General features: G+C 59.2%; 12 protein-coding genes. 3 read left to right on the top strand and 9 right to left on the bottom strand.

Translation table 11 applies throughout. The features are described 5' to 3' along the window. Nucleotides 1-182: 182 nt before the first annotated feature. Both JOE39_RS07060 and JOE39_RS07055 read right to left on the bottom strand, forming a co-directional pair. Nucleotides 183-1538 (bottom strand): aspartate aminotransferase family protein, encoded by a 1356-nt coding sequence (locus tag JOE39_RS07060; protein WP_024692536.1) that lies wholly within the window; start codon nt 1536-1538, stop codon nt 183-185. A 26-nt stretch (nt 1539-1564) separates the two neighbouring features. Continuing rightward, nucleotides 1565-2650 carry a phosphotransferase gene (locus tag JOE39_RS07055; protein WP_210077628.1) on the bottom strand — a complete coding sequence of 362 codons (1086 nt, stop codon included), beginning with the start codon at nt 2648-2650 and terminating at the stop codon, nt 1565-1567. Nucleotides 2651-2939: 289 nt separating this feature from the next. Here JOE39_RS07055 and JOE39_RS07050 point away from each other — a divergent pair, with 289 nt between their 5' ends. Together JOE39_RS07050 and JOE39_RS07045 are read left to right on the top strand one after the other, a co-directional pair. Continuing rightward, on the top strand, nt 2940-3623 hold the full coding sequence (locus JOE39_RS07050) for a GntR family transcriptional regulator (RefSeq protein ID WP_210077631.1): 684 nt from the start codon (nt 2940-2942) through the stop codon (nt 3621-3623). Between the two features lie 155 nt (nt 3624-3778). Further along, nucleotides 3779-4219 carry a TspO/MBR family protein gene (locus tag JOE39_RS07045; protein WP_003410532.1) on the top strand — a complete coding sequence of 147 codons (441 nt, stop codon included), beginning with the start codon at nt 3779-3781 and terminating at the stop codon, nt 4217-4219. A 96-nt stretch (nt 4220-4315) separates the two neighbouring features. Here JOE39_RS07045 and JOE39_RS07040 read toward each other — a convergent pair whose 3' ends face one another. The 5 genes from JOE39_RS07040 to JOE39_RS07020 form a co-directional block, all read right to left on the bottom strand. Then, nucleotides 4316-5494, bottom strand: coding sequence for a DUF2252 domain-containing protein (locus JOE39_RS07040; RefSeq protein WP_074910369.1), 1179 nt, complete (start codon nt 5492-5494; stop codon nt 4316-4318). 232 nt (nt 5495-5726) lie between these two features. Beyond that, a complete protein-coding gene (locus JOE39_RS07035; RefSeq protein ID WP_024960362.1) occupies nt 5727-7355 on the bottom strand; it encodes a methyl-accepting chemotaxis protein in 1629 nt (542 codons plus the stop codon). 475 nt (nt 7356-7830) lie between these two features. Beyond that, a complete protein-coding gene (locus tag JOE39_RS07030; RefSeq protein ID WP_210077633.1) occupies nt 7831-10863 on the bottom strand; it encodes an efflux RND transporter permease subunit in 3033 nt (1010 codons plus the stop codon). Next, complete coding sequence (locus JOE39_RS07025; protein ID WP_210077635.1) at nt 10860-11963, bottom strand: efflux RND transporter periplasmic adaptor subunit; 1104 nt, start codon at nt 11961-11963, stop codon at nt 10860-10862. The genes JOE39_RS07030 and JOE39_RS07025 overlap by 4 nt, the downstream gene beginning before the upstream one ends. Continuing rightward, nucleotides 11960-13390 (bottom strand): efflux transporter outer membrane subunit, encoded by a 1431-nt coding sequence (locus JOE39_RS07020; RefSeq protein WP_024665407.1) that lies wholly within the window; start codon nt 13388-13390, stop codon nt 11960-11962. The genes JOE39_RS07025 and JOE39_RS07020 overlap by 4 nt, the downstream gene beginning before the upstream one ends. Nucleotides 13391-13666: 276 nt before the next feature. On the opposite strand from JOE39_RS07020, the gene JOE39_RS07015 reads away from it, so the two are divergent. Further along, nucleotides 13667-15001, top strand: a complete 1335-nt coding sequence (locus tag JOE39_RS07015; RefSeq protein ID WP_210077637.1) for a diaminobutyrate--2-oxoglutarate transaminase family protein — start codon at nt 13667-13669, stop codon at nt 14999-15001. Between the two features lie 215 nt (nt 15002-15216). Here JOE39_RS07015 and JOE39_RS07010 read toward each other — a convergent pair whose 3' ends face one another. Next, a complete protein-coding gene (locus JOE39_RS07010; RefSeq protein WP_003426772.1) occupies nt 15217-17178 on the bottom strand; it encodes a MacB family efflux pump subunit in 1962 nt (653 codons plus the stop codon). Between the two features lie 2 nt (nt 17179-17180). Then, nucleotides 17181-18338, bottom strand: a complete 1158-nt coding sequence (gene macA / locus JOE39_RS07005) for a macrolide transporter subunit MacA (protein WP_004404596.1) — start codon at nt 18336-18338, stop codon at nt 17181-17183. Nucleotides 18339-18341 lie beyond the last annotated feature (3 nt).

Below are 18341 nucleotides of genomic sequence, written 5' to 3'. Positions count from 1 at the left end.
CCTTGATCAGTGATGAGGTCATTACGGCGCAAACCGCTGTGGTGTGCCGTGCATCTGGCCATCATGGGGTCATTACACCACCATGAGGCCGTAAATAAGCGGTTAAATGCAGGGTTACTTGGTACAAAACACCGTTTAAAAGGCACGTCTCAGCAGACTTTGTCGAGACGCCGGGGTGGGCTTTACAACTCGGCAAAAGCGCTTTCCAAAGCGTCAAGCAGACGCCCCGCCTCCCTGGCTGTCCAGATCAAGGGCGGGCGAATTTTCAGAATGCTCGCATCGGGTCCGGTGGCGGAAATGAGCACCCGTTTTTCTCGCAGATGGTTGACCAGGCGCAGAGCAGTCTGCATGTCGGGCGTCTTGCTGGCCCTGTCCTTTACCAGCTCGACGGCGAAGTACATGCCGGTGCCTCGCACGTCGCCAATCTGCTCATACCGCGCAGCCAGGTCCTTGAGTCCGGCCATTATCAGGCTGCCCACACGGTTGGCGTTGGCCATCAACTGCTCTTCGGTAATGACATCCAGCGTTGCCTGGGCGGCCGCAATCGCCACGCTGTTGCCGCCAAAGGTATTGAAATAGCGCATGTCGCGACCGAAGCTTGCGACTACCTCCGGACGCACCATCAACCCCGCCACCGGGTAGCCGTTACCCATGGGTTTGCCCATGGTGATGATGTCCGGCTCCACCGCGTGGCGCTGATGCCCCCAGAAATGCGTGCCGCTGCGACCAAACCCCGACTGGACCTCATCGGCGATGAACAGGCCTCCAGCCTTGCGCACCACCTCGGCGATCGGCCCGAATACATCCACCGGATCACAGAAAACGCCATCGGACGAGAACAGGCAGTCGGCAATGAATGCTGCGACGCCGCCGCCATGGCGTTGTATATCGCGGATCTGCGCCGCCACCTGGTCGGCCATGTAGCGACCCAGTGCTTCACGTGGAATGCGATAGGAGTCCGGAGCAGGCACCCGTCGCACGAACGGGTCGAGCTTGGCATTGAGACCCAGCGACGGCGAAAAGGCCGCCACCGTCGCTGAGTTGCCGTGGTAGGCCTCGGCGGTGACGATGACGCCCGTATTGCCGGTGTGATGCCGTGCAATGCGGATGGCAAGATCGTTGGCTTCCGAACCGCTGCACGTGAACATCAAGTGCCCGTCGGCGCCCATCTCTCCGTCCGCCGTGGCGCGCAGCTGTTCGGCGTAGTCAAGAATGCCGTCCTGCATGTAACGAGTGTGGCTACACAGCTTATTCATCTGCTCAGTGATGGCAGCGATAACGCGCGGATGGCAATGCCCCACCGACACCACGTTGTTGTAGGCATCCAGGTACTCGTTGCCGTCCTTGTCGTATAGATAAGCCCCTTTGCCACGCACGACCCCCACCGGCTCGTTATAGAACAACCGATAGGCAGGCCCCAGCAAATCGATCCGGCGCTGAATGTGTTCACGTGCAGCAGCGTCGAGGCGATCGACGTTGGCAGGGTTGAAGCCGTTGGGCATGTCACCACGGATGGCCTGGATGTTTGAGTTGCTCATTTAAAACCCCCTAAGCAATGGATGAATCAGTGGGCGAAGTGCATCAGAAGCGCTGACATCTGTGACGATGACCGGTCAAGCATCCAGTCCAGCTGGCCCCATCCCGGCGCGGCGTTCCTTAAGATGTAGGCACTGTTCTGCGGGAAGAGCTGCGAGCGCCAGGTGGTAATCAACGCTCTGGCAACCAGGCGCGCCATGGCCAGATGAGGGATAAGCGCCAGCTCCTCAGCCGTGAGGTCGGCAACGTGCAGGTACCCTCTGAGCAGGTCCTTGGCGGGGGCAAAAATATCGACGTCCTGAACGGTTTGCACTGCGAGCAACTGGTTCATCATGGCCGTGGACACATCGATGGCAATAGCGGTCTTGACCGTGTCGCCGAAATCGATGATCGCCCCGACGCACTGCGGGCGATGCGCATCAATGACGATGTTCGAGGTATTGAAGTCGTTATGCAGTACTTGTTGTCGGCACCCGGCGATCAAACCCTCCACCTCGCCAAAGCGTTCGAGCGCCCGCTCCAGCGAGTGCCGACGCGCGGGCTCGACGACACCATTGAGCAGGGGTTCAAGCACCCGCAGGTGCTGCACATCCCAACACACCTTGCGGGACTCTGCCGGGTGGGCGAAGTCGGCAGTGGCCAGCCTGAGGTGCGCAAGCAATTGGCCGATCTGCTCGCGCCCCTGGGTATTGAGGGTGGTTTTATCCAAGGGGGTGCCTGGCAGAAAGCTCAGAAGCCTCACCTGCCTTGACTCACCACTTTCGGTTACGACGGGGGTCAGGTACCCGCCTTCCAGCGCGGGGTAAACCCTGGGAATCGGCAATTGGGGCGCCCTGCGCCCGATATGCTGCATGACTTCGATTTGCAGCGACAGCTCAATGGGCGACTCCTGCGGGTTGGCGATCTTGAGCACATAGGACTGACCGCTTGAACAATCGCAGCGAAACGTATCGTCTTTTTCTGTGGCGAATCGCGTCAACTGCGCGCTGATACCAAATTGCTCCAGCACGATACGCCGGCCTTCTTCCAGCGACACTGGCGTGAAAGGCGCCGCCAAATCGCCCTGCAAGGCGATAAGGCTTTCGCTGAACTGATCTTTCCCAATCACTTGCATCGCTGGACTCCTGGGCCGGCAAAGCCATGCATGGCACGACGTCGATGCGCAGATATTGTGCTACAACTATTTTTATTGGAAGCGAATATTTCTGCTGAAAGGCCTGGCTTTCAGGTGATGTCTTTTAAAAGTCCATAATAATCATATGGTTGAAATGATATAAAAAAATTTCTAAAAAATGAAATTGTTGTACAAATTAAAAAGAAGCTTGATGGCTTACTGGTGTCCGCACACCCAGTCGTACTAGAATCGCGCACTCTACCGAGCCCCAACCCCCGTCGTGGTTACCATGATTCTTTCCAGCGCAAACATCGAAACATCCCCAGCCAGGCTCTCGGCTGTCGAAGCACTGGCTGCGAAGCTCAAGGCCAGGATCCTGAACGGTGACTTCGAGCCAGGCGAATTCCTTCGGGACGTCAAGATGGCGGAAGAGTACGAAGTGGCGCGCAACACGTTTCGCAGTGCGGCACAGTTGCTGGTGTCATTCGGCTTGCTGCTGAAAGTGCCTCATCGCGGATTCTGCATACCCGAGTTCGGCCCGGACGACGTCGTCGACATCGCCCGGCTGCGCGGGGTACTGGAAACTGAAGCGGTGCGCATGATTATCCTCAATGGCACGGTCCCGGCTGATGCGCTGGACGCCGTGGAAAGACTGCGCAATGCCGCACCCGATACCCCACGCTCCGACATTGTCACCGCTGATGGTGATTTCCACCGGGCGATCATCCGCGCCAGTGGCAGCGCACGCCTGCAGCGCAGCTATGCCATGCTGGAAAGCGAGATTGAACTGCTGCTGGTACTGCAACAGCCGTGTTATGAGGACCCCAAGCAAATCGTCAAAGACCATGAGCGCTTGATAGCCTGCCTTCGCAGCCGTGACTTCGAAACAGCCCGTACAGCGTTTGTCGAGCATTGGGAGGATTTGAGCGCCAAGCTGTTACGCGCACAGTTCGAGCGACGGCAATCGCTGTGAAGCCGTGCAACATCGTTCGTCATTCGATGCTGGGAAATTGCACCCTTACGCCCTGCCCCTCATATCAAAAAAACGGACCTTTTCAACGCAAAGGCGTCAAACCTGGGTATCGCTACCACCGATCAGCCTCATAAGCCCTCGACCCAGGACAACCCATGACCTTCTTCATTTTCCTTCTAGCCTGCTGCGCCGCCGGAGCAACCGGCATCATCTTCAAGCCGGGAGCATGGTACGAATCTCTTGAAAAACCGAGCTTCACCCCGCCTGACTGGGCGTTTCCGGTGGCGTGGACGACGATTTATCTGCTTCTCGCCTGGGCAGGCTATCGCCTGACGCTGATCCCCGGCAGCGAGATCGTGCTGGCCTTGTGGGCGGCTCAAATTGCGCTGAATACGTTGTGGACGCCGGTATTCTTTGGCGCGAACCGCCTCGTTGCTGCGATGGTGATTCTGGTTCTGCTGTGGATCGTAGTTGCCGTGATGATCGTAATGGCCTTGCAACTGGACATCATCACCGGGCTGATTTTGTTCCCCTACCTTGTCTGGCTCTCGGTGGCAGCGGCGCTGAACTTCTCCATTCTGCGCCATAACCGATAAGTACCTGACGCTGACTGCCTTATGCGTTCCCCAAGAATATGAGCGGAATATCGATTAACTGAATTCTGTTCCGCTCATCTCGGCATTCATAAGGCGCTACAGCGCGTAGCGCCGACAGTGCTCAAGGTAGCCTTGCTCGTGACTGCCGACCAGTTGGACGACACTCGACCATAGCCAGGAGGGAGCGTCCAGGGTATCGGACCGATTGCTTTGCAGATCCCTGATCCACGCCGCGCGTGTGGCCAGGTCCATCTGTCTGGCGTGGGCATTACCGACCACTTTCGCGAGGTACGCTGCGGCCTGCATCGCCTCTTGCTCAGTGAGCTCATCAAGTTCCAGCTTCATATCCTGAGGAAGCAGCTCACGTATGAAGAACGAATGATCCAGCATTCGCACGGCAACCATTCGGCTACCCAGGCCGGGAGACAGGTTCCGGGCGCCCTCCACTACCCGTTTGCCATTGTCTCTGGGCATGCGAGCCCTTGCCGTACGTGGGGCCGCCGCTGCGACGGCTTCCTTGACGTCGAGCAGGCAGAACTCTTCATCCTCTTCATCGCCTACACCCATTAGCACCGCATAGCGAAGCAGGCCCAGAGAGCTGCATCCTTTTACCCAATAGGCGGAGTCGAGTAAGCGCACACGGTCATCCTGGGACCTGCCTTTAAGCGATGTCACCAGCGCATGAATCTCCGGCGTTTCGCAAAGCTCCTTGATTGCATCGCGTTCCGCACGGGACAGTTGCCAGAAATGCTTGCCAAGCGGAATGGTCGGTTGTGTACCTTCGAAACGCTCCTTGGCCAGATGCTTCCAGGTGCGTTGTACCGCGCTACGCATGCCGGCTTTCACTTGCGCAGGACGATCGGGCTCTTCATCGTCGTCGCCCATAAACGCCTCTTCGTAGCCCTGCATCATTTCCTCCAGCATTCTTGCCGTGGTAACGCCGGGCAGATCCGAGCCACGAGCCGCCGTCGCCAACGACAACCCAAGCCTCACCAGGTCATGGGCAGGATTACCGATCACGGCTTGATCGAGGTCGCGGATATGCATGTCGATGCGCCCTCTCGAATCTCCCGTGGGCCCCAGGTTGCCGGCGTGACAATCGCCACAGATCCAGACGGGCGGACCGCTGGGCAGGCGTCTCCCCGACTGGCTGTGAAGCCACTCATAGAACTGGGCGGTATTGCCTCGCACGAACGCGTGCGCAGACCGCGCCATCTTTAAATTGCGCAAGTTGATGAGGGATTTGAGGCGGGTGTCGGGGCGAGGCGTTTTCATCGGAAAACCTTAAAGAGGGTTATTCCATTGACTCGTGATGTGACATGAATGTTTCAAGATATTTCAAATCTGGCGATTGTCTGGTCTTTAACACAGCAGCCAGACTCAAATCAGCCTCAAGCGAGTCGCCCCAGAAACTGACGAGGTCGACCCTTAAACAAGGAAAAGCAGTGTGTATTCCCGGCCCAAATGGTCCAGACGACCAGACCGGAAATACACCTGCACAAGCCTGTTAAAGCTTGAACTGCGCCACCATGGTATTGAACGAAGTCGCCAGCCGTGACAGTTCCTGACTGGACGCGCTCGTTTGATTGGCACCTGCTGCCGACTGTGCGCTCAGTTCCTGGATGTTGACCAGGTTGCGATCTACTTCGCGTGCCACCTGGGCCTGCTCTTCGGACGCCGAGGCAATCACCATGTTGCGCTCGTTGATCATCCCCACGCCGCTGGTGATTTTTTCCAGGGCGCTGCCGGCGCGCTGAGCGAGTTCCTGGGTGTTGGTGGCCGTCGCCAGGCTTTTGCTCATTGCAGCGACCGCACCGTCGGCGCCGGACTGCACGGTACCGATCATGCCTTCGATTTCCACCGTGGAAGCCTGGGTGCGGTGCGCCAGAGCGCGCACTTCGTCGGCTACTACAGCAAACCCTCTGCCTTGCTCACCGGCGCGTGCAGCCTCGATGGCGGCGTTCAGCGCGAGCAAGTTGGTCTGTTCCGCAATGCTGCGGATGACCTCAAGCACTTTGCTGATATCCCGGACATGGCCGGCGAGCGTTGTGACCGACCCCGTTGACTCGGTGATCTCGCTGACCATCGTGCCGATGCCCTTGACGGTATTATCCACCTGGCCCCGCCCGTTAGCGGCGTCGGTTGCCAGTGATTTCGACTCCTCCGACGTAGACACCGCATTGCGGGCTACCTCTTCCACAGCCGCCGTCATTTCATTCACTGCCGTTGCAGCCTGTTGAATCTCGTCATTTTGCCGAGTAAGACCGCGGGTGCTTTCTTCCGTGACCGCGCCAAGCTCTTCGGCAGCCGAAGCAAGCTGATCGGACGCGCTGGAAATCTCCTGAATGGTTCGCTTCAAATTGCCCTGCATCGTGCCGATCGCATTGAGCAGCTGCCCTGCTTCATCGCCTCGGGTGCTGGAAACGCTCTGGGTCAGGTCACCCGATGCAATACGTTGTGCAATTTCAATAGCGCTTCTCAGCGGCCCGCTAATCATGCGAGTGATCAGAATACCCAACATGATCGCCACCACAAACGCGATGACAACACCCGCGGTCAGCATGAATACCGAGGTGCTTTGCAACCTGTCAGCGGCTTCTGCACCCTCTTTGATTTGGCGCTTGTTGGAGTCGATCATGATCTGCAGATAGCCGCGAGCCTTGTTGAACTCCCCGTCAGCCAGCGCGTTTAAACGAATGCGCGCATCTTCCAGTTTGCCGGCCTGTTGCAGGTCAAAGATATTCTGGGAAGCAGACATATAGGCTGGCATCAAGGCGTCGTACTGATCACCCGCTGCACGTTCATCGTCCTCCAATGGAGTCGCGCGGTAGATGGCATAGACTTTTTGCGCACGCTCCAGCTCGGCATTGATACTTTGGCGCATTTTCTCCGCCGTGGCCGTGTCCTTGGCATCGAGCAAACGGTAAAGCCCGCGGTTGTGAGTGGTCAGGGCAGTCATCGTCTCGTTGGTGTTGGCTACTGAAACCAGATTATTCGAGAACGTCAGCTCAAGGGCATCGGAAAGCCGGTTGATACCGAGCATACCCACACCACCCACAGCCAGTGTGATCACGGCGCAAACGGTGAACGCGGCCATGAGTTTTTTAGCGAAACTGGTGCGATTTATCAGGTTCATTGATTATCCATCATCGTTAAGTAAGGGGGTCACTTCTGTCCGGAAGCCCTACTGCACTAGAGACAACTAGTTGCACGTGGTTCTAGGTACCTTTTCTACAAGCGGTTCATCGGGCTACGGAAATGGCTATCCAATTTCTATGCCAGAGCGGAACCTGTTTATAACAGCAACTAACGGCGTCACTGCGTAGTGGCTATCTGCCGTCAAGCCGTTAGCTTTACAGGTCGTGAGAGGTGGAAAGCGCTGTTCACTGCACGCTAACCTTTCGCAATCCCTGACGTTATCGGCATGGATTGGATTTTATGAACAGGCGTAGTGTGGAACGGACTAAAAAAGTGGTAATTAGATGAGAACGGGCACTGATGCGCTGGGTGCGTTCAGTGGAATCCAGAGAGGAAGTGTATCGAAATGCGAAGTATTCTCTTGGATGCCTACCCCTTTCAGGGTGCCCGCCTCTATGACGGATTACATTGTTTTATAAAGGCCTGCGGAACAAACTTTTAAGCCTCTCATGACCATCATCGACATAAGTAAAGATAACGGGCACTACCAACAGGCTTAGTACGGTCGAGGCCAACAGTCCGCCGATAACGACCACTGCCATCGGTTGACGGAAACCTGATTCGCCGCCCCATCCCAGTGCGGTCGGCAACATGCCCGCGCCCATTGCGATGGTGGTCATCAGGATCGGCCGGGCGCGTTTGTGACAGGCGTCGATCAACGCTTCATAGCGGCTCACGGTGGGTGCGCGGCGAGCCATGATTGCGTATTCCACCAGCAGGATCGAGTTCTTGGTCACGATCCCCATCAGCATCAGCAAACCAATGACCGACGCCATGGAAAAACTCATCCCGCCGATCAACAGTGCCAACAGTGCGCCGCCAAGCGATAGGGGGAGCGCCGAAAGGATTGTCAGCGGCTGCATGAAGTCATGGAACAGCAGCACCAGCACCGCGTAGATACAGAATACGCCGACGGCCATCGCCAGGCTGAAGTTGCCAAACAGCTCGCTCATCAACTGCAACTCGCCCTGCTCCACCAGTTTCACTTGCGCTGGCAGGTTATGCATGGCCGGCAACTGCCTGGCCTGCTCCATCACTTCGCCCAGATTGCTGCCATTGAGTTCGATGGACAGCGTGATATTGCGCAAGCGGTCGATACGATCAATCTCCGCGGGACCGCTGCCCATGCTGAGCTCTCCCAGCGACGCCAGCGCAATCTGGCCATCACGCCCCTTGATCCGTAGCTGAGCGAGGCTCTGCAGGTCGGTGCGTACTTGCGGTTGCATACGCACCCGCACATTGACCTGGCGCTGGGACAGATTGATCTTGCCCAGGGACGAACTGTATTCGCCGTAGGTGGCCATCCGCAGGGTGTCGGCGATGTCCTGGCTACTGATGCCCTGCTCTGCCGCCCGGAAAACGTCAGGGCGCATCTGGATTTCCGGCCGTTGCACTGCAGCACTCGAGGTGACGTTGCCGATGCCCTTTATCTGGCGCAACTGCGGTTCAAGAGCGGCGGCAGTGCGCTCCAGCAAATCGCCATCATCGCTGGCGAGGACGATGTCCAGCCGTTCTCCGCTGCCGTCACCACCGACCGTTACCCGCACACCGGGCAAGCTGCGCAGACGTTCACGCATGCTCGCTTCCACCTGCGACTGTTTCAGTGCGCGCTGGTCACGCGGCAACAGATCGACGGTCAGTTTCGCGTCCCGATCACCTGCACCGCCCGCATCGCCGCTGCCCGCCGCGATGAAGACGTGGGCCACTTCAGGAATCGCGCGTAAACGCTTTTCAGCCTGCAAGGCAATCTCACCGGTCTGAGCCAGACTGGTGCCGGGCGGCAATTCCAGGCTGACGGTGCTGCTGGCAATATCCTGAGCAGGCAGAAAGCTGGTCGGCAGCAACGGGATCAGCGCCAGCGAGCCGATAAACAAAGCACCAACAATGGCCATGGTGGTCTTGCGGCGACTAAGGCTGGTGTGAATCCAGCCCAGGTAACGTCTCATCAAACCGCTGTCATGCTCGCCATGCGGCCGTGCCTTGAGCAAATACGCCGCCATCATCGGCGTCAGAAGACGGGCGACCAGCAACGAAAACATCAACGCAGCGCTGGCCGTCACGCCGAATTGGCGAAACAGTTTGCCGGAAATCCCGCCCATGAAAGCAGTCGGCAGAAACACCGCGACCAGGGTCACGGTAGTTGCCAATACGGCAAGGCCAATCTCGTCGGACGCCTCGATTGCCGCCTGTCGCGGGGTTTTGCCCATGCGCAGGTGTCGAGCAATGTTTTCGACCTCAACAATTGCATCGTCGACCAGAATGCCGATTACCAGCGCCAGCGCCAGCAGCGAAACGGTATTGAGGCTAAAGCCGGCAAAATACATGACGCCGAAGGTCGGGATGATCGACAAAGGCAATGCCGTGGCCACGATAATGGTCGCCCGCCAGTCACGCAGGAACCACCAGACCACCAGCACCGCCAGTAACATGCCTTCGTAGAGCAGCGCCATGGAGCCACGATAGTTTTCCATCACCGGCTCGACGGCATTACTCGCCTCTTCAATATGCACGTCAGGGTGTTGCCTGGCGAACTCACTGACTGCCTGGCGCAAGTCTTTGGTCACGCCTACGTCGGAAAAGCCCAGGGAGCGGATGACCTGAAAGCCAATTACCGGTTTGCCGTCGCGATACGCCAGGGTGTTGCGCTCGGCATGGGTATCACGCACGGTGGCCAACTGCTGCACAGCGAGCATCCGTCCATCGCTGACAGGAATGCGGATAGCGCCCAGCGCCGCCGGGTCATCAATGCCGCCAAGCACACGCAGCGCCTGTTGGCCGCTGCCCAGATCGCCTTGGCCACCGGAGTTATCTTTCTGCATCGCCCGCAGACGATTCGCAATGTCTGTCACGCTCAGACCCAGACCGGCCATCAGCGTGGGGTCAAGGTCAACCTGGACTTCGCGGTCCACGCCGCCCACGCGACTGATCTTCGCGACACCACGCACGGTCAGAAGCTGTTTGCTCAACTCGTTGTCGACAAACCATGACAACGCCTCTTCGTCCATACGTGGCGCATCGACCACATAGGTCAGCAACGCTGTGGTGTTGGTGGTCAGACGCGTTACCGACGGCGTATCGAGGTTGGCTGGCAACTCAGCCGCAGCGCTGTCCACCGCATTGCGCACTTCGTTGAGGGCTTCATTGCCATCCTTGTCAATCTCGAAGATGACATTGATGAGGACGCTGCCTTCGGAAATTTTCGTAGTGACGTGCTTGAGCAGGCGCAGCGATGTCAGCTTGTCCTCGAGCTTGCGCGCGACTTCGGTTTCCAGTTGCTCGGGGGCGGCGCCTTCCAGTGAGGCACTGATAACCACTGCAGGCAGATCGGTGTCGGGAAAGTCCTGGATACCGAGACGTTCGAATCCGAGGAAACCAAACAGGGTCAGCAGTAAAAACAGCATGACCGCCGGGACCGGGTAACGAATCGACAACGCGGAGATATTCATTGCGCACGGGCCTCGGCGTTGACCAGCGTCACGCTGGCCCCGTCATTGAGGAAGGCCCCACCGCTGCGGACGATCTGCGCCTGCTCTGCCAGGCCTCCGACGATTTCCAGCGCCGATCCACGACGTCGGCCGATCTCGACCACGTGTTGGCTGACGCGCATGTCTTTGCCCAGCACAAACACATAAGAGTGCCCGTCGCGCAGGATCACGCTGGTGTCCGGAACCGTCAGCGCCGGGCTTGAAGGCAGTTCGATGCGACCGCTGGCGTACATGCCGGCGCGGGCCACAGCCCCCACCGGCAGGGAAACGTAGACCAGCGCCCTGCTGGTCTTGCCATCGAGCACTGGCGAGACCAGGCGCACGCGTCCCTGGACCTCGATACCGCCCGGCAACATCACCCGGGCCAACTGGCCAGGCTTAACGCCCGGCAGTTGCTGGGCGTCCAGTTCTGCCTGCCACTCGATCCGGCCATCCCGGATCATTCTGAACATCTCGCTGCCCGCCGACACCACGTCGCCAAGCAAGGCCTTGCGCCCGGAAATGATCCCGTCATCCACCGCGACGATGCGCGTCTGCGTGAGTTTGATCCGGATGCTGCGCAGATCGGCATTCGCCGAGGCCAGGTTGGCTTCGGCGGTCTGTACCTTGACCCTGTACTCTTCCAGTTGCTGCTCGGACAAGGCCCCGCTCTGTCCGACCACCGCCGCACGTCGCGCATTGGAACGGGCTTCCTGCAATTGCGCAGTGGCCTGGGCGACCGCCGACTTCTGCTTGTTTTCCTCGGCCAGCACGCTGTCATCGGCCAGAGTCGCCAAGACCTGGCCCTTCTTCACCTGATCGCCTATATCAGCCTTCAGGCTGGCGATACGCAAGCTCCCGGTCTCGGCACTGATCACGGCTTCCTGCCACGGCGCGAGCGCACCGCTGGCCACTAGTTCCTGCGGCCAGTCTTCGCGGTGCGGTTGAACCGCCTCGACCGTCAGGCTGGTAGCTGGCGCTGCAACGGCGGCCGGGGTCGGTTCTGCACGGCCAAACAATATCCAGCCCGAGACACTCAACGCTGCCAACGCCAGCAGCCCATAAACGTGTATCTTCTTCATGCGCCGCCCCGCTTCGGTGTCTCTCTGGCCAAACCTTCGCGACTGTCCTGCCATCCACCGCCCAAGGCCTTGTACAGGGCAATCCAGTAACGCACCTGATTTTGTTGCACGGTGATCAATTCGATTTGCGCCGACAGCGCCGATCGTCGAGCCACTTCGCGGTCAAGCAAGCTGGCATTGCCGGCCTGCCAGTTGCGGTCTGTGGCCTCGAACGACGCTTCATAGCCGTCGGCTGCCTGCTGCGTACTGGCTTGCCCACGCCGTGCCGCGTCCAGACGTACCAGTGACTGCTCGACTTCCATCACCGACGTGCGCAAGGTCTGCCGATAGGTCGCCAGCGCCGCGTCATAATCCGCCTGCGCCGAGTCCACCGCCGCCCGGCGCTTGCCTGCGTCGAACAACGGAACGGTCAGTTGCGGGCCGAGGCTCCAGACACGGCTGAATACTCCGGTGGTCGTCCCCACCTGGAACGAGCCAACCAGACTCAGTTTGGGCAGACGATCAGCCTGGGCAGCGCCGATCTTCGCATTCGCGGCGGCCAGCTCGCGCTCGCTGGACGCCAGGTCCGGGCGCTGGCGCACCAGGTCGGCGGGTATCTCCCGTACATCCAGCAACGCGGGCTGCGGCAGTCGCGCGGGGTTATGGCCGAGCACTTCTCGCACCTGTTCCTCGTCGCTGCCGGTCAGGGCCACCAGGCTTTTGAGCAGCACGTCGCACTCGCTTTGCTGTTTGATAAGAGTCGCATTGCTCGCCGCCGCACTGGCGTCGCTCAATGATGAATCGGCGGCTGCGGTGAACCCGGCCTGAAACGACACGCGAGTCAGACGTGCGGTCTGCTCCTGGGATTGCGCCTGATCACGGTAAGCGTTGACCAGCATCTGGCAGCCGCGGTACTGCACGAAGTCATCACCGACCTCGGCGGCCAGTGACACACGAGCGTCATGCCAGTCATTGACACGTGCTTCGAGCAGATTACGCGAAGCCTCGTCGGTGCGTCGCAGTTTGCCGAACAGGTCCAGTTCCCAGGACGCATCGAGGGTTGCGCCGGAGGTCGTACCGCTCTTGTGCAATCCGCTCTGATTGATGCCGGCGCGCGACTTGCTCACGCCGCCGCTTACTTGCGGCAGCCTGTCGGCAACGCTGCCGTCCAGCGTGGCGCGAGCCTGGGCAATGCGCGCCAGAGCCTGATCGAGGGACGGGCTGTCTGCCTGTGCCAGACGCAGCAGGGTTGCCAGTGCCGGGTCATTGAACTGTTGCCACCAATCCTGCAGCCCGACCATCGACGCGCCATGAGGCAGCGGCGCATGCCACTGGCTGGCAACCGCCACCGCAGGCAATTGGTAGTCCGGTCCTAGCGTGCAGCCGCTCAGCAGCGATACCCAAAGCGTTGACACCAGGAAGTAGCCAGCAGGTTTGCCAATCGACATAAAGCTCTCGAAGATTCCGGAACAGTGGTGTCTTGAGAAAGGGGGTAACGGGGCAAGAGTCCGGACGATCAGGAGCATTGTCGCGAGGTTTCTTACAGCGCCACAAATCCCTTTCGTAGCATGCATTTAACGCCTGAGGCCGCGAGATGTCTGTCGTGGAATACGGGGACAGTCCAGCGGCGATAAGTTGGCGATCACCCTGAGGTTCTTACAGAATCGGACTCTGCTCGAAGCGAGTAGCAATGAATCCGTACCTGTGCCAACAAGGGATCGACTATGGAAGAGTTAAGCAATCTCAAGAAACTGGAGTCGAATGCGCGCACCTACGCAGCGACCTTCCAGCAGCTGTTTGTCAGCGGCAAGGGCATGCGAGTCAAGGACGCCAACGGCCAGGAATACCTCGACTGCCTGTCGAACGCTGGCACGCTCGCACTGGGTCATAATCCACCGATTGTCCGTGACGCGGTGATCGAATTCCTCAACAGTGATCATCTGCAGCAGGCCCTTGACCTGGCCACACCGGCCAAGCACGCCTTCGTCGAAGAACTGTTCGCGACGTTGCCCGCCAGCATGCGCGACAACAGCAAAATCCTGTTCTGCGGCCCCAGCGGTTCAGACGCAGTGGAAGCCGCCATCAAACTGGCCCGCCATTACACCCAGCGCTCGCCGCTGATGTCCTTCCACGGTGGTTACCACGGCATGACCGCTGGTGCATTGTCGGCCATGGGCAACCTCAACCCCAAGGCCGGCCTAATGGCGCAGGGTACCCACTTCCTGCCGTTCCCCTATCGCTTCCGCTGCCCGTTCGGCACCGATGGCGAACACACCGACCGTCTCTCCATCGAGTACATCCGCACGGTACTCAGTGACCCGGAAAGTGGCGTGCCCAAACCGGCGGCGATGGTGGTCGAAGTGATCCAGGGCGAAGGCGGCTGTATTGCGGCATCGGCCGAGTGGTTGCGCGCCGTGCGCGAGATCACCCGCGAGTTGGGGATATTGCTGATTATCGATGAAGTGCAAACCGGCCTCGGACGTACCGGCAACCTGTTTGCCATCGAACATTCCGGGATAACGCCGGATATTCTGGTGCTGTCCAAGGCGATCGGTGGCGGTTACCCGATATCGGTGATCGTCTATGCCGAGCACCTGGATACATGGGGCCCGGGCATGCACGCAGGTACGTTCCGTGGCAACCAGGTGGCGATGGTGGCAGGCGCTGCGACCATGCGTCATATCAAGGAACACGACCTGGTCGGCAATGCCACGCGCCGAGGGGAGCAGTTGCACAGCGGGCTGGAGGATATCGCCCGGCAATTCCCGTTTATCGGCGACGTTCGTGGCCGCGGTTTGATGCTCGGGGTGGAAATTGTCAAACCGGCCAGCGGATCGCGTCCGGGGGCTGGCGATGGCGCACGTGCCCGGGCGATCAAGCTGGAGTGCTTCAAGAATGGCGTGATCATCGAGACCGGTGGACGCAACAGTGCAGTCCTGCGCTTCCTGCCTCCGTTGAATATCACAGAGTCAGAAGTGGGCATGGTCCTCGACCGCTTCGAACAGTCCCTCAAGAGCAGCAGCGCCGCACGGGTTTCCAGCGTCAGCGCGGTTGGCTGATCACTCGCAAAAGCTTGCTTGAGAGGTTGATGCAGCCGACAGATAGACGTCGGCTGTATGAGCCCCTCACGAACGCTATCCTATTCTGAAGCCTCCTGCATCGACGTTTCATACGCCGATCTTTTTCACCCCGCGCGCAGGCGTCTTTCAGTGCGCGGTCGCGCACAGGCGTTACTCTCCGTTGGACAGGACATCCTTGTCCTGTAATCCCCTTGTCAATCCCGAGCCAGCGCCTCGATCGGATCAAGCTGTGCCGCGTTACGTGCGGGTACGAAGCCGAACACGATGCCGATCAATGTCGAGCAGATGAACGCCGTGACAATCGAGCCCACGGAGAACACCATCTGCCATTCCTTGACCAGCAGTGAAAACACATAGCCAATCACGAACGACAGACCGATGCCGATGACCCCACCAATCAGACAGACCATCACCGCCTCCACCAGAAACTGCTGACGGATATCCGACTGGCGTGCCCCGACTGCCATGCGAATGCCGATCTCGCGCGTCCGCTCGGTGACGGATACCAGCATGATGTTCATCACTCCGATGCCGCCTACTGCCAGCGAAATTACCGCGATCAACGACAGCAACAGGGCCAGCGACTGGCTGGTCTTCTGCACCGTTTGCATCACGCTGTCGAGGTTGTAGGTGAAAAAGTCCTTGGTCCCGTGCCGCTTTTGCATCAGCTTGTTGACGTTATCCTCGACCACCTTGCTCGGTTGCCCGTCCTTGACCCGCACGGTGATGCTGTCCAGGTAGCTCTGACCCAGCAGACGGCCAGAGGCGGTTTCGTAGGGCATCCAGATATTCAGGTTCTTGCTGGTGTCGAAGATGTTTTTCTTGTTCTCGGTCACGCCGATCACTGTACACGGCAGATTACCCACCAGGATCACCTGGCCCAGCGGGTCGACCTTGGGCCCGAACAGGCGGATCCGGGTGTTGTAATCGATCACCACCACCTGCGCCTGCCGACGGGCGTCATCCTTGTTGAACCCCACCCCCGAGCCCATCTTTGTGCCACGCACCTGGAAGTAGCTAGGGCTGACCCCGCTCACCGTCGCCGATACGTCGATGTTACGGTAGCGCAGCAGCATGTTGCGGCCGATATTCGGCGTGGCGCTGTCGATGTAGTACTGACTGCTCAGCGCCGCTACATCGGACAGCGCCAGGGTCTGGATATCCATTGACTTGGTGTCGCCAAAGTCACTGCCCGGGAACACCTCAATGGTGTTGCTGCCGATGGCCTCGATGTCCTTGAGCACATAACGCTTGGCCCCTTCGCCGATCGCAACGATAGACACCACCGAGGTGATGCCGATGATGATCCCGAGCATGGTCAGCAGCGTGCGCATACGGTGCGAGATCAGCGCCACCCACGCCATGACGAAGGCCTCCTGGAACAGGCCGATGTTGGCCATCAGGCGGTTGCCCTGCCTGGGTTTGGACGGCAGGCGCTCGGTAGCTTTTTCGTTGATGATCGGGCGATCGGTGTTGACCCGGTCGGCGATGATCTCGCCGTCACGCATTTCGATGATGCGCTCGGCGTGCGCTGCAACCTTCTCGTCGTGGGTCACCAGGATCACCGTATGCCCGGCGCTGTTGAGCTCGAGGAGGATGTTCATTACCTCCTTGCCGCTCACGCTGTCGAGGGCTCCGGTGGGTTCGTCGGCCAGAATGATCTCGCCGCCGTTCATCAGCGCCCGGGCGATACTCACGCGCTGTTGCTGGCCGCCTGACAACTGACTTGGCCGATGCTCCAGATGCCCCGAAAGGCCCAGGCGCTCGAGCAGCTTCTGCGCGCGCTCCACGCGCATGCTCTTGCCGGTGCCTGCGTAGATGGCCGGCATTTCGACGTTCTGGATCGCCGCCAGGTGCGGTAACAGGTGGTAACGCTGAAAAATGAAGCCGAAGTGATCGCGACGCAACTCTGCCAGCTCATCATCGGTCAGCGTACCGGTTTCACGCCCATCGACCTTGTAACTGCCGCTGTTGGCGTGGTCCAGACAACCCAGGACGTTCATCAGTGTTGACTTGCCGGAACCCGAGGCCCCGGTAATGGCAATCAGGTCGCCGGCATTGATCGTGAGGTTGATGTCATTCAGCGCGATGAAGTCTTTCTCGCCGGCGACGAAACGACGGGTTACACCCTTGAGTTCCAGAAGAGCTCGACTCATGGTCAGGCCCCCGCTGCCGCTGGTGTGGCCGATGGTTCACCGATCACCACCTGGTCACCCTCGGCAAGGCCGCTCTTGATCTCGACCCGCACATTGTTATTGATACCGGTCTGCACATTGCGGCTCTGGGCCTGGCCTTGAGCGTCCATCACGCGCACCGGGAAGGTTCCGTCGCCGTTCTTGTCGCCCAAGGCCGCAACAGGCACCGTCAGTACGTCCTTGGCCTTTTCGCGGACGATATGCACCTGGGCGGTCATCGAAATACGCAGACGATGATCCGGGTTGGGGACGTCGAACAACGCGTTGTAGAACACTGCACTGTTCGGCTTGCTGGCGTTGCTGGACTGCGAGTCAAGAAAGTTCTGCGGCGCCGGTTCCGTGCCTTTCAGTTTGGCGTAATAGCGTTTTTCGGCATCACCGAGGATGGTGAAATACACCTCTTGTCCCGGTGTGATATGAATCACGTCGGCCTCGGAGACCTGTGCCTTGACGGTCATGGTGTCCAGATCCGCCAGTTTGAGAATCACCGGCGTCAGTTGGCTGGCGATCACGGTCTGCCCTTCCTGCGTCACGATACCCACCACATCACCGCTGATCGGCGCGACGATACGGGTGTAACCCAGGTTGATCCTGGCGGTCTCGATCTGGATTCTTGCGTCGCGCACTTGTGCCTCCAGCGAGCGCAGGTTGGCACTGCGGACCTCGAAGTCCGATTGCGCCGTATCGAAGTCCTTTTGCGAGATCGCGTCATCTGCACGCAGTTGTTTGTAACGTTGGTAAATGGCTTTGGCGTCCTTGAGCTGTGCGACAGCCGCGTCCTTCTGGGCGATCAGGTTCTGTTCGTTGACCTGCGACTGACGCAGGGTGTTCTGCAGCACCACGGGATCGATTTCCGCCAGCCACTGACCTTGTTTGACCTTGTCACCCAGATTGACCTTCAGTGACTTGAGCTGGCCCGAGACCTGCGCGCCGACGTCAACCTGTTTGATGCCTTGCAGCACCCCGCTGGCCAGCACCGAGTTTTCAATTTCGGTGCGTTCGACCTTGGCAGTCAGGTACTCCGGTGGCTTTTCCGGGGACTGGATGCTGTAGGCAATACCCGCTGCCAGAACCAACAGCACTACAACAATGAGCACTTTGCGAAACTTCAACTTTTTCATAGA

The sequence above is a fragment of the Pseudomonas sp. PvP100 genome, assembly GCF_017833055.1.
In the GTDB taxonomy this organism is placed as follows: domain Bacteria; phylum Pseudomonadota; class Gammaproteobacteria; order Pseudomonadales; family Pseudomonadaceae; genus Aquipseudomonas; species Aquipseudomonas syringae.
This window is presented reverse-complemented; position numbering and strand designations above follow the sequence as displayed.

Excerpts from the sequence above, each read along its gene's own strand:
- JOE39_RS07015 (WP_210077637.1), top strand. The coding sequence starts at position 13,667 with ATGGAAGAGTTAAGCAATCTCAAGAAACTGGAGTCGAATGCGCGCACC.
- JOE39_RS07040 (WP_074910369.1), bottom strand. The coding sequence starts at position 5,494 with ATGAAAACGCCTCGCCCCGACACCCGCCTCAAATCCCTCATCAACTTG.
- JOE39_RS07045 (WP_003410532.1), top strand. The coding sequence starts at position 3,779 with ATGACCTTCTTCATTTTCCTTCTAGCCTGCTGCGCCGCCGGAGCAACC.
- JOE39_RS07035 (WP_024960362.1), bottom strand. The coding sequence starts at position 7,355 with ATGAACCTGATAAATCGCACCAGTTTCGCTAAAAAACTCATGGCCGCG.
- macA (WP_004404596.1), bottom strand. The coding sequence starts at position 18,338 with ATGAAAAAGTTGAAGTTTCGCAAAGTGCTCATTGTTGTAGTGCTGTTG.
- JOE39_RS07025 (WP_210077635.1), bottom strand. The coding sequence starts at position 11,963 with ATGAAGAAGATACACGTTTATGGGCTGCTGGCGTTGGCAGCGTTGAGT.
- JOE39_RS07030 (WP_210077633.1), bottom strand. The coding sequence starts at position 10,863 with ATGAATATCTCCGCGTTGTCGATTCGTTACCCGGTCCCGGCGGTCATG.
- JOE39_RS07010 (WP_003426772.1), bottom strand. The coding sequence starts at position 17,178 with ATGAGTCGAGCTCTTCTGGAACTCAAGGGTGTAACCCGTCGTTTCGTC.
- JOE39_RS07055 (WP_210077628.1), bottom strand. The coding sequence starts at position 2,650 with ATGCAAGTGATTGGGAAAGATCAGTTCAGCGAAAGCCTTATCGCCTTG.
- JOE39_RS07020 (WP_024665407.1), bottom strand. The coding sequence starts at position 13,390 with ATGTCGATTGGCAAACCTGCTGGCTACTTCCTGGTGTCAACGCTTTGG.
- JOE39_RS07050 (WP_210077631.1), top strand. The coding sequence starts at position 2,940 with ATGATTCTTTCCAGCGCAAACATCGAAACATCCCCAGCCAGGCTCTCG.
- JOE39_RS07060 (WP_024692536.1), bottom strand. The coding sequence starts at position 1,538 with ATGAGCAACTCAAACATCCAGGCCATCCGTGGTGACATGCCCAACGGC.